This window comes from Paenibacillus paludis, assembly GCF_042610515.1.
Taxonomy (GTDB): domain Bacteria; phylum Bacillota; class Bacilli; order Paenibacillales; family Paenibacillaceae; genus Paenibacillus_AQ.
The window spans coordinates 100,568-112,708 of the sequence record NZ_JBGJZP010000014.1; the positions used below are offsets into that span (position 1 = coordinate 100,568).

At 45.2% G+C, this 12,141-nt stretch carries 10 protein-coding genes; all 10 read left to right on the forward strand.

Annotation, left to right across the window (positions count from 1 at the left end; genetic code table 11):
- Positions 1-26: 26 nt before the first annotated feature.
- The 10 genes from lon (at position 27) to ACAN56_RS23780 (ending at position 12,123) form a co-directional block, all read left to right on the forward strand.
- Positions 27-2,390: an endopeptidase La gene (lon, locus tag ACAN56_RS23735; protein ID WP_038595817.1), complete on the forward strand. Its 2,364-nt coding sequence runs from the start codon at positions 27-29 to the stop codon at positions 2,388-2,390.
- A 12-nt stretch (positions 2,391-2,402) separates the two neighbouring features.
- Positions 2,403-3,074 (forward strand): ribosome biogenesis GTP-binding protein YihA/YsxC, encoded by a 672-nt coding sequence (gene yihA, locus ACAN56_RS23740; RefSeq protein ID WP_379145973.1) that lies wholly within the window; start codon positions 2,403-2,405, stop codon positions 3,072-3,074.
- A gap of 184 nt (positions 3,075-3,258) precedes the next feature.
- Positions 3,259-3,846, forward strand: coding sequence for a non-ribosomal peptide synthetase module (locus ACAN56_RS23745; RefSeq protein ID WP_379145975.1), 588 nt, complete (start codon positions 3,259-3,261; stop codon positions 3,844-3,846).
- A 103-nt stretch (positions 3,847-3,949) separates the two neighbouring features.
- Positions 3,950-4,732 carry a tyrosine-protein phosphatase gene (locus ACAN56_RS23750; RefSeq protein WP_379145977.1) on the forward strand — a complete coding sequence of 261 codons (783 nt, stop codon included), beginning with the start codon at positions 3,950-3,952 and terminating at the stop codon, positions 4,730-4,732.
- A 140-nt stretch (positions 4,733-4,872) separates the two neighbouring features.
- Complete coding sequence (locus tag ACAN56_RS23755; protein ID WP_379145979.1) at positions 4,873-6,885, forward strand: S-layer homology domain-containing protein; 2,013 nt, start codon at positions 4,873-4,875, stop codon at positions 6,883-6,885.
- Between the two features lie 99 nt (positions 6,886-6,984).
- Positions 6,985-7,761 (forward strand): YveK family protein, encoded by a 777-nt coding sequence (locus tag ACAN56_RS23760; protein WP_379145980.1) that lies wholly within the window; start codon positions 6,985-6,987, stop codon positions 7,759-7,761.
- Positions 7,742-8,431, forward strand: coding sequence for a CpsD/CapB family tyrosine-protein kinase (locus tag ACAN56_RS23765; RefSeq protein ID WP_342480569.1), 690 nt, complete (start codon positions 7,742-7,744; stop codon positions 8,429-8,431). The genes ACAN56_RS23760 and ACAN56_RS23765 overlap by 20 nt, the downstream gene beginning before the upstream one ends.
- Positions 8,432-8,471: 40 nt before the next feature.
- Positions 8,472-10,304: a polysaccharide biosynthesis protein gene (locus tag ACAN56_RS23770; protein WP_379145982.1), complete on the forward strand. Its 1,833-nt coding sequence runs from the start codon at positions 8,472-8,474 to the stop codon at positions 10,302-10,304.
- Positions 10,305-10,327: 23 nt separating this feature from the next.
- On the forward strand, positions 10,328-11,104 hold the full coding sequence (locus tag ACAN56_RS23775; RefSeq protein WP_379145983.1) for a hypothetical protein: 777 nt from the start codon (positions 10,328-10,330) through the stop codon (positions 11,102-11,104).
- Positions 11,101-12,123, forward strand: a complete 1,023-nt coding sequence (locus ACAN56_RS23780) for a stalk domain-containing protein (RefSeq protein ID WP_379145984.1) — start codon at positions 11,101-11,103, stop codon at positions 12,121-12,123. The genes ACAN56_RS23775 and ACAN56_RS23780 overlap by 4 nt, the downstream gene beginning before the upstream one ends.
- The last annotated feature ends 18 nt before the right edge of the window (positions 12,124-12,141 follow it).

Consider the following 12,141-nt stretch of genomic DNA (forward strand, 5'->3'; position numbering starts at 1 on the left):
TGAGAACCATGGGAGGTGCGAAAGCGATGATACCAAACAAAACAAAAGGTCGTCGTTTTCCTTTATTGCCCCTTAGAGGTCTTCTTGTGTACCCCAGTATGGTTCTTCATTTGGATGTGGGCCGCGAGAAGTCCGTTCGGGCGCTGGAAAAAGCTATGGTTGAAGATAACCTGATTCTCCTCTGTTCACAGTCGGAAGTGAATATTGAGGAGCCGGGACAAGAAGATATTTTTCGGGTCGGTACCGTCGCGAATGTGCGGCAAATGCTGAAGCTTCCCAACGGCACGATTCGTGTGCTGGTGGAAGGTGTGGAACGGGCCGAAATTATTCATTATATGGATAATGAGGAGTTTTACGAGGTGATGGCGCGCGAGCTGCCAGAGCAGGAGGATGTGGATCAGGAGAGTGACGCTCTAATGCGAACCGTACTGAGCCAATTCGAGCACTACATCACTTTGTCCAAAAAAGTCACCCCAGAAACGCTTGCTGCTGTCTCTGATATTGAAGAGCCAGGAAGACTCGCCGATGTCATCACGAGCCATTTGGCACTGAAGATTAAGGATAAGCAGGAGATTCTGGAGACCATTGATGTCAGCAAACGCCTTGAGAAGCTGCTCGATATCCTTAACAATGAGCGTGAAGTGCTTGAACTTGAGCGCAAAATCAACCAGCGTGTGAAGAAACAGATGGAGAAAACCCAGAAGGAATATTATCTGCGTGAACAGATGAAAGCGATCCAGAAGGAGCTCGGTGAAAAAGAAGGCCGGGCCGGTGAAGCGGATGAGCTGCGCAGCCTGATGGAAGAAAAGAATCTGCCGGAACGTGTGCAGGAGAAAATCGAGAAGGAAATTGACCGATTGGAAAAAATGCCAGCTAGCTCAGCGGAAGGCAGCGTCATCCGCAACTATGTGGATTGGCTGCTGAGTCTGCCTTGGAGCGAATCGACAGAGGATGATTTGGATATTCTGAAGGCGGAGCAGGTGCTGGATGCGGATCATTACGGTCTGGAGAAGCCGAAGGAACGGGTGCTGGAATATCTGGCCGTCCAAAAGCTGGTCAAGAAGCTGAAGGGCCCGATTCTCTGTCTGGTAGGGCCTCCGGGTGTCGGCAAAACTTCGTTAGCTCGTTCGATTGCCCGTTCACTGAACCGCAAGTTCGTGCGCATTTCTCTGGGCGGTGTGCGGGATGAAGCTGAGATTCGCGGCCACCGCCGCACCTATGTAGGGGCAATGCCGGGCCGGATCATTCAGGGGATGAAGACAGCGGGCAGTGTTAACCCGGTCTTTCTCCTCGACGAAATTGACAAGATGGCGGCGGACTTCCGCGGCGACCCGTCGGCGGCACTGCTGGAGGTGCTTGATCCGGAGCAAAATAATACGTTCAGCGATCACTTCGTCGAGTTGCCGTTCGACCTGTCGAATGTTATGTTCGTGACAACTGCGAATGCAGTGCATAATATTCCACGTCCACTGCTTGACCGGATGGAGATGCTCTTCATTCCCGGTTACACAGAACTGGAGAAACTGCAAATTGCCAGCCGGTATTTGCTGCCGAAGCAGCGTAAGAATCATGGCTTGGAGGATGAACAGCTGTCCATTGAAGACGACACCCTGCTGAAGATCGTCCGCGAATACACCCGGGAATCCGGGGTACGTAATTTGGAGCAGCAGATCGCGGCACTATGCCGCAAAGCAGCAAAGCAGATTGTATCCGATGAGAAGAAACAAGTCAGTATCCTGCCGGGTGAGGTCAAGGATTATCTCGGTGTATCGAAGTACCGTTACGGTATGGCCGAGTTGGAGGATCAGATCGGCACCGTAACCGGGCTGGCATGGACCGAGGTTGGCGGCGACACGCTGCTGATCGAAGTGACGGTTGTTCAGGGCACTGGCAAGCTCACGCTTACGGGACAGTTGGGTGATGTGATGAAGGAGTCAGCACAGGCTGCTTTCAGCTACACCCGTTCAAAGGCGGAGGAGCTGGGACTAGAGCCGGATTTTCATGAGAAGAACGATATTCACATTCACATCCCTGAAGGTGCAATACCGAAGGATGGCCCCTCTGCAGGGATCACCATTGCTACTGCGTTGATCTCAGCACTGACTAAACGTTATGTATCGAAAGACGTGGCAATGACGGGTGAGATTACGCTGCGTGGGCGGGTCCTGCCGATTGGCGGGCTCAAGGAGAAATCGCTGGCTGCTCACCGTGCCGGTTACAAAAAAATCCTTCTTCCGAAGGACAACGAGCGCGACCTCAAGGATATCCCGGAGAGCGTACGCAACGATGTGGAGTTTGTGCCTGTATCCCATATGGATCAGGTGCTGCAGCATGCGCTTGTTGAACATCATACAGAAATTAGCAGTGAAGCGCCGAGTAGTGTGCATTAGAAAGGAAGTCCTATGAAAGTTAACAATGCCGAATTTATTATCAGCGCCGTAGGCCCTGATCAATACCCAGTTGACGCCTTGCCGGAGATTGCTCTGGCAGGGCGCTCCAACGTAGGGAAGTCCTCCCTGATCAACCGGATGATTAACCGTAAAAATCTGGCCCGTACAAGCTCCACACCGGGCAAGACACAGCATATGAACTATTACCGTGTCAATGAAGATATGTATTTTGTTGACTTTCCGGGCTACGGGTATGCCAAAGTTTCCAAAACCCAACGTGCCTCATGGGGGAAAATGGTCGAAAAGTATATGGCAGAGCGGGATACGCTAAGGCTTATTCTGCTTATAGTGGATTTGCGCCACCCGCCAACCAGTAACGATAAAATGATGTTTGATTGGCTGAAGCATTATGATCTGCCGCTCTGCGTGGTGGCAACCAAAGCGGACAAGATTCCCAAGACCCGCTGGCCTAAACACATCAAAATTATGAAGCAGGAGCTCGGCGTATTGCCGGGGGATAATTTCATATCCTTTTCCTCGGAGCTGGGTCTCGGCAAAGATGAACTGTGGGAACTGATTGAGAGATACTGCCTACCTTCAGAAGAAGAGCTAGCGGATGAGCAGGAAAGCCAGGAACCCGGAGAAGCATCTCAGTCTCAGTCTGAGGATACTTCTGAAGAATAAGTTAGTCCTGATATATGGGGAATATGCGTAAATCAGAGCATCAATGCGAATTCCTCACCTATCCTCCCATTTCCAACCCATAAGGGGAATTAACGGTCTTTAGCCTGTTCTAGCATGAGAGAAACCCGCCGCTCTACGTTGTATAATCAATCTAATGATTGCTATAAAGAATAGAGGGATGGTTATGGCTCAGCGATTGGCGACGGAATATGTGAATACAACTCTGCAAATGACAGAATTTCAGATGAACCAGTTTCTGCTCACAGCCGATACCTGCTATATCAGCCACCGTGTTAAGGTCCTCGGAGGTGGAGAACAGGAGATTGTACTGGAGGAAAACGGGGGAGAAGCAATTCGTCTCAATGTGGAACGCAGGGGGCATCTCTATATCTGCACGTTTTCCTGCCGGGTGGTGAACCCTCACCTGAATAATGCAGTCCGCAAGCTTTTTGTCACTTATAAAGGGTCTGGTTCAGTGAATAGGGTTTATCAAGGATTCACAATGGAGTATTATTATGAGAGTGGATCGGTCCGCCGGATTTCAGAGCTTACTGCTAATGGCAGCAAGCTAATCTATCAGCATAAACAGTCCTTATCGGAGATGATGACTCTCTTTAAGTCTGACGTTATAGAACGGGAGATTGCGGCGCTGCGCCTCGAAATTGATAGTTTATTAGATTGCAGACTTACCGTCCAGAGCGATGAAATGATAGGTGAAATTGACGGTAAACTTGCAGCGATAAACCAGCGTTTGATAGAATTGGAATTGTAGGAATAAATTACACATTAATTCTAGCGATTATTCCCCAGTAAAATGGTTGTGTTTTTGCGAAAAATCTATAAAATAAAGCTAGAAAAGGATCGATAAAAAGTATATGATAGATATTCATAACCACATTTTACCTTTTATGGATGATGGAGCTGCGGACTGGGAAGCGGCTCTCGCCATGGCGCAGGACGCCCAGAAGGATGGTATTTCTACGGCAATAGCTACACCTCACCATGCCAATGGAGTATATATGAATCCCGCTCCAAATATTGGACAAGCTGTGCAGCTTCTGAATGAGAGACTTCAGCAAGCTGGTATTAACCTGCTAGTACTACCTGGTCAGGAGATCCGCATATACGGGGATCTCCTAATTGATTTGGAACAAGGGCAGTTGCTGACGCTTGCGGGATCAAAGTATATATTGCTAGAAATGCCTTCTTCTAGGGTACCACGCAGCATGGAGGAAACTTGCCATGAGCTTATGATTCAAGGTATTGTCCCAGTCATTGCCCATCCGGAGCGCAACGCTGAAATTGCTGATGATCCCGCCAAATTAGAAAGATTAATAGAGCTGGGAGCACTAGGGCAAGTCACAGCGCAGAGTATTGCCGGAGTCTTTGGAAACAAACTGCAGAAGCTCTCACTCGATCTATGTCGAAGAAACGCGGTTCATGTGATCGCTTCCGATGCGCATGACAGCCGTCATCGACCCTTTGGTCTCAGTGAAGCTTACAACGTTGTGGAGAAAGAACTGGGGGCTGCCGTTTCCGACTGTTTTCGCCACAATTCACAGAGAATTATCGCCAACGAGGAGCTAGTTCGAGTGCTTTATACGGGTTCCCGCAAAAAAAGTCAAAAAATCTTCGGAATATTTTCTCGTAAAGCGTGACCAATCTCTCGAATAGTGGTAGAATGGGTAATACTGGGTTATTGTTACATTTTATTTGAATAGAGTTGACTTAGTATGACCTATTCTAACAGCAACAGCAGTAACAGATTCAATACTACATACAAAGAGGTGGATGAAAAGTGACTTTGAAGAAAAAATTAGCAGTATCAACACTAGCAGTAAGTATGGCAGCAGCATCTGTAGCAGGCTTCCCTTTCAGCAGCCAAGGTTTGGCTAAACATTTGAGTGGCGTTGCATCTGCGGCATCTAGCAATGACGTAATTTTTACAGCTTTGAAAGATCGTGCTAATGTGTTGTATGCAACTTTGGCAGAACCGGACAAACAAATCCTGCGTGATTTCCGTGGAGAGCTTCAAGGCTTGACTCAAGCACAATTGGAAGCGGATTTTGCTCCCGTGACGGATAAGTTGACTTTCCTGACACAGGCTGACAAATCTCTGTTACACAAACTTTATGTGGAGATCGTTACATCTGTATATACTCCTGAGTATTCAGCAGTAACTGACATTCAGAAGTCTGAGAACTACCAAGCTTACAAAGACTTGGTGAAGAAGATTGCTGGAGAAATTGGCCTGCCTAACCTAACTGTTGATGAAGTATACACTTCCATCTTCGGTGCAAACGGTGTTGAACAAACACTGATTCCTCTCTTCAAGGGACAAAGTGAAGCTGTGATTCTTGCAGCATTGCAAGACGAGAACAGTGCTCTTTTCAAACAAGCCAAAGAAGCTACTCTTAAAGTTGCAGTGGGTTCCTCTACTGTTAATGGTGTGCTTAACGGACTCAATAAGTTCGGAGTGACCAGAGCGGATCTTGCAGCAGTGAAAAACAAGCTGCAAAATGAACCATCTGTTACTAAAGAAAAAGCTGCGCTATTGGTACTTGCAAGAGCATATTACAACACATACCTCCAAGCTGGCGGTAACAATGGCGGTAACAATGGCGGTAATAACGGTGGCGGTACTGGTGGTACAGTAGTCACTAATCCTACTGCTACTCCCGGTATCTATGATGTATCCAAGCTTGTAAGCATTGTGGGCGATGTGGCTACATTGAATCTGGTTGACGCCGATGTACTCAAAGCATTTGATGCCCTTCTGGCTGCAAACCCTGGAAAAACCGGTCTTACCCTCACTTTGAACCTCGGAACAGTGAATGCTAAGACTGTAAAAGTTCCATTGTCCAAAGTCATTATTGAAGCAGCTAAAGCTAAAGGTATCGCAAACATTGCTATTACTTTTAACGGATTGACTGTAACTATTCCTGTAGCACAATTCAGCGATGCTGTTACTTTGACTACTACAACAGGTGAAGATGCTACGGTAACTTCGATTTCCAAGTTGAAACTGGCTTCTAAAGTATACGACTTCGGTTTGACAGTTGGTGGCGTGGCTACAACAACATTTAAACAACCACTGACTATTAAACTACCACTTAAGGATACTACAGGTCTTGATAAAGAACTGTTGTCTGTAGCGAAAGTTGTATACAGTGATCTGCAATTCCAAGGCGGCGTGTTGGATGGCGAACATATCGTTGAACCACGTGATACATTCTCTTCCTATGCTGTACTTGAGAACAAAGTAAGCTTCAGTGATATTGCTAAAGTTCAAGCTTGGGCTGGAAGACAAATTCAAGTTGTAGCTGCTAAGGGTGCGATTGAAGGTATCGGAAATGGTAAGTTTGCTCCTAAGAACAATGTTACCCGTGCGGAATTCGCCAAGATGCTGGTTCGTGCGTTGAACTTGGAGAATAGCACAGCAACTGAAAACTTCAGTGATGTGAGCTCTACTGCTTGGTATGCACCATATGTAGCTGTTGCTGCAGAAAAGGGCATTATCCAAGGCCGCACTTCAACTACATTCGATCCAACCGCAACAATTACGCGCGCTGAGATGGCAACACTGATCTCCCGTGCATTGAAATTGACTCATCCAGATGCAAAGACAGATGCTTCGGCTCTGAATAAATTCACTGATGCTGCCAAGATCAACGCTACACTGAAAGACGGAGTAGCTTTCGCAGCTAGCAATAACTTGGTAATCGGTAATGCTGGTAAGTTCAACCCTACGAACACAGCTAGCCGTGCAGAAGCTGCAGTAATTATCTATCGTACAATTAACTTCAAGTAAGCAATAAGCAAGTGGAGAGCCTCCTCTCGTCTACGTGAGAGGGGGCACTTTTTTAGCGTGGATTGAAATATTACAGAAACAGCTTGGAGGGAAATTCACTTGTCAGCACAAGAATTGGATCTTCGCGATTATTTTCAGATCGTCAGGAAAAGAGTTTGGTTAATTGTTAGTGTTGTAGTAGTGGCATGTATTCTTGCCGGAATTTACAGTTTGTATATCAAGAATCCCGTATATGAGGCTTCCACGAAGATTATTGTGAATCAGACACCTACACAATCTACGGTAGGTCAGCTTGATCTTAACCAAATCAACACGAATATACAGCTGATTAATACGTACAAGGAAATTATTAGGACGCCGGCGATTCTAGAAGTCGTAGCCAAGAACTATCCGCAATTTAATATCACTGCGGAGGAGTTGTTGAAGAAAGTAAACGTGAGTTCCGTAAATAATACGCAGGTGATGACACTTGTCGTTCGAGATAATTCATACCAGAGAGCTGCAGAAATTGTGAATGCCATTTCACTTGTGTTCAAGCAAGAAATCCCTTCACTGTTTAATGTACAGAACGTATCCATTCTAAATGAAGCCAAGACCAACCCGCCTGTTGCGCCGGGGCCGGTTGAACCCAATGTTGTGCTGAACATTGCCATAGCTTTTATTGTTGCGTTGATGATAGGACTCGGGATAGCCTTCCTGCTGGATTATTTGGATGATACGCTGAAGACGGAAGAGGACATTGAGAAATATCTCGGTCTGCCAACAATTGCTATGATCACAAGAGTGGGTCAAGAAGAGGGCAAAGGAACCGAAACACAAGCACAGTTATTGTCCAGAAAGGCGGGGGAACTCGAACATGTCCCAGCAACCAAATAATCAACAACGCCATCTGATTACCGTGACGAACCCTCGTTCGCCTATTTCTGAAGCTTTTCGCGCGCTTCGTACCAATATTGATTTTTCTTCCGTAGATGAACAGATTCAAGTAATTATGGTTACCTCCTCAGGTCCGGAAGAAGGGAAATCTACTGTTTCAGCCAACTTAGCGGCTGCATATGCTCAGGCCGACAAGAAAGTTCTGTTGATTGACGGAGATTTACGCAAACCAACAGCCCATAAGACATTTTCCCTAAGTAATCGTTACGGGTTATCCTCGCTGTTATCTCAACAGGCTGTACTCAAAGAAGTGGTTCAGGAGTCTGGAGTCAATAATCTCTACTTGATGACTTCTGGTCCCATTCCTCCAAATCCTGCAGAGATGCTGGCTTCAAATCGGATGAGCACGGTAATTCAAGAACTAAGACAGAACTTTGATGTGATCCTGATTGATACACCTCCATTACTGGCTGTTACAGATGCGCAGATTGTCGCTTCTAAGAGTGACGGAGTCATTATGGTAGTGAGTTATGGCAAGGTCAAACGGGATATTGCTGCCAAAGCTAAAGGAAATCTGGATCGTGTAGGCGCTAAAATGCTGGGTGTAGTACTCAATAATGTCAAACGCAAAGCCAGCGAGGGCTACTATTATTACTACTATGGAAATTAATGTACTGTAGAGAAAATTGTTATTTTTGGAGGCACTAAAAATGACAGCGAAATCCAGAGTGTTCTTGTTATTCCTAATTGATCTGGTTATTATTTGGCTTAGTATTGTGACGTCTTATATGTTCCGGTTTTATGACGGAATCCCACATGAATACCTTTTGCAAATGGTGCAATTTGGAGTGATTTCAACTATTGCCATTGGTGGTAGCTTGATTTACTTTGGCTTGTATCGGCGCATGTGGCAGTATGCCAGTATTGGAGAAATCGTATCTATTTTTAAGGCGATAGTTGTTGGAGCTTTGATTTCTTATGGAGTTGCACTGTTACTTCTTCCGGCGCGTGTACCTTTTGGAGTTGAAGTTAGAGTTTTAGAAACTACTCTAGTGCTTGTTGGGGGAGTTCGTTTTTTATGGAGGGTTTTCCGCAATGAACGGATCAACTATAAAGAAACTGAGATTCATTCATTGATTGTAGGTGCTGGAGATTGCGGAATGCTGATAGCTAAAGAGATGATGGGCCCCTCTTTTGCTCAAACAAAATTAATTGGTTTCATAGATGATAACAGGAATAAATATCATATGTCGATTTTGGGATTTCCGGTTTTAGGTAATAGATATGATCTGCCTCGACTCGTTAAGGAGAAGGACATTCATGAGATTATTATTGCGATGCCTTCTGTATCCAGAACAGAAATCTCTGAAATTATTAATCTTGCCAAAACGACAGGTGCGAAATTAAAGATAATTCCAGCTTTGAATGATCTGATTGCTGGCAAAATATCTATTAAAAAATTGCGGGATGTCAGCGTTGAAGATTTGTTGGGGCGGGAGCCTATAGTTGCCGATCTGAATGGTATCCTGGGCTATGTTCACAATAAGACAGTTATGGTTACTGGAGCAGGAGGATCAATTGGATCTGAGCTATGCCGCCAGGTTGCTCCATTTGCTCCAGACAAGCTGTTGTTGCTTGGACATGGCGAAAACAGTATCTACACTATTGAAATGGAACTGCGTAAGAATTTCCCTGAACTGGAGATCGTTACAGTGATCGCTGATGTGCAGGACCGTAATCGAATGATGGATGTATTTCGTACGTTTAGACCGCATGTTGTCTTTCATGCGGCAGCGCATAAGCACGTTCCTCTAATGGAGCGGAATCCTTCGGAGGCCATCAAGAATAATGTGTTTGGTACCCGGAATGTAGCAGATGGTGCTGACCGGTTTGGTGCAGAACGTTTTGTAATGATCTCTTCAGACAAGGCCGTTAATCCTACTAGTGTGATGGGGGCGACTAAACGTATTGCTGAGATGTACGTACAGAGCTTGAATACAACAAGTCAGACTAAATTTTCGGCCGTGCGTTTTGGCAATGTATTAGGCAGTCGTGGCAGTGTGATTCCCGCCTTTAAGCAGCAGATCGCTGTAGGTGGTCCAGTAACTGTAACTCATCCCGAGATGGTTAGATACTTTATGACCATACCGGAAGCTGTACAATTGGTCATCCAGTCCGGTTCTTTTGCCAAAGGCGGGGAAGTGTTTGTATTGGATATGGGGGAACCAGTGAGGATTTTAACTTTGGCTGAAGATCTGATTACATTATCCGGATATGAACCTTACAAGGATATTGACATTACTTTCTCGGGGATTCGAGAAGGAGAGAAACTATACGAAGAATTGCTAACAGATGAAGAAAATCTAGGCTCTACACAGCATGATCGGATATTTATTGGCAGACCCAATGTGATTAGTCAAAATCAGCTGGAATTAGAATTTAAACGGCTGGAGCGTGTATTGGCTGAGGAACCGAGTGCGATTCGCGAGGTTATTAATCAGATTGTCCCTATGCAGCCGGTTGCTCAAGCGGCTATTAGCTAACTATTATTTGCGGGGGGATTACTATGTTCAACAAGAGATGGAAGAAAGTCTTGGCTTGGTCACTTTCAATAATTCTAGTACTGGCCATAGGAGGATTATTTGCTGCCAATTATGCTATCGACAGATTAATGACTTCGATGGCGGATGGACTTGATTTGGAGACAGAGGATACTCCAAACGCTTCAGTAGAGCCAACCATAGCGCCTACAGATGAGATTCCAGTTGAAGCTAATGAGCCTAATGAAAATGCAACGTTAGAATCTGCTGCTCCGGAGAAAACATCAGCTGCTGGTGAGTCTACAGATCAATCGACGGCATCGCCAGAGAGTACTCCCAATCCTTTGTCTTCAAGCGGTAGCGGTAAGGACACCGCAGCAACAAGTCAACGGACAAGCAGCCCAGCGACGACAGATGTGGGAAGTAATCCGACAAGCAGCCCAGCGACAGATGTGGAAAGTAACCTTAGTGAATACTCCGCTCAAGTGTCGACAGATAAAGCAAAGAAAATTCAAGAGAATGTTACGGTGAAAGATAAGGCGGATGTTACATCAATTGTTCTTGGAGAGCTAAGTCTTTCTGACATTAAAAGATTGCAAGAATTGGCTAGTGGGGGTTTAACGCCAGAAGAAAAGCGGGAAGCTCGGCAAATTATTTTGGACAAAGTATCAGCAGAACAATATAACGAACTGTCGGATATAGCAAAGAAATATGGAGCAAGCCGAGGTTTGAGCCATGATCAGGTAGTTGCTGAAGAACAGCAAATACAAGCACAAGAAATGCAAGAAGAAGGACGTGAATGATGATGAAGAAAATAAAAATTCCAGCAGCTACCCTGCTGCTCTGTTCTTTAATTGGGGTAGCACCATTAACAGCTTCTGCCCCGGTATTCGTGTCGGCTGCTTCGGTTACGACAGCAAAAGTAGAGAATACAGTCAAAGTTCAAACGATGGATGTAAAGATGATTTTTGACGGAGTAAGTTTAACCACTCCTTCGGGTCAACTTGTATTTATCCATAATAACAGTACTTATGTACCTTTAAGATTTGTTTCATATGCACTACAAAAAAATGTCGTTTGGGATGCTAAAAATCTAAAAGTCACCGTTTCTGAACCAACGGGTTCTGAACTGGTAGTGATCAAAGAATATTTAATGAATAATACGAATAACAATATCTCTACAGTCACAGGAAAGAGTTTCGTGCTGAATCAAGTCAATGCCAAATATGTGTTTAATGGATCTTCTAAGGCACTACCAAGCGGGCAATCCAGCTACATGTTCAATGGAACTTTGTATGTGCCTTTGCGGTTCCTGTCCGAGTCGGTAGGAAATGAAATTAAATGGGATCAAAAAACGAAGACAATTACAGCTGTATCTGACGGCTATCAAGGCAAATCCAACTCAGGTTCTACAGATTCGTCAAATGGTAATTCAACTAATTCAACTAACAACTTGCCATCCGGATCGTCAACAGGGGCGGGTTCTGCTGGCTCTGCTTCTTCCAGTAAAGTTTCATATGAATCAATTACTAGCGCTACAGAGTCTAAGCTCAGTGCGCTAAGATCGCAAAGCCAATCTACATTAGTGAGTACAGCATTTGAATACTTGGCGGCCACTGATGAAGCTAGTAAAGCGAGCATAAAAGCAAAGGGTCTCTCTCAACTTAATAATTTTACCGCAAGCTTTAACAGTATCGTGGCGGATGCAGAGAAACAGTTGAAGGATAATGGATATAACACGGATATTATCGCATCATATAGAAGTGCGTTTGATGCAGAGCTTGAGGCTGGGAGAAGATTAGCTGAAGGACTAGGAAACTGACTTTATACTCAATCATCG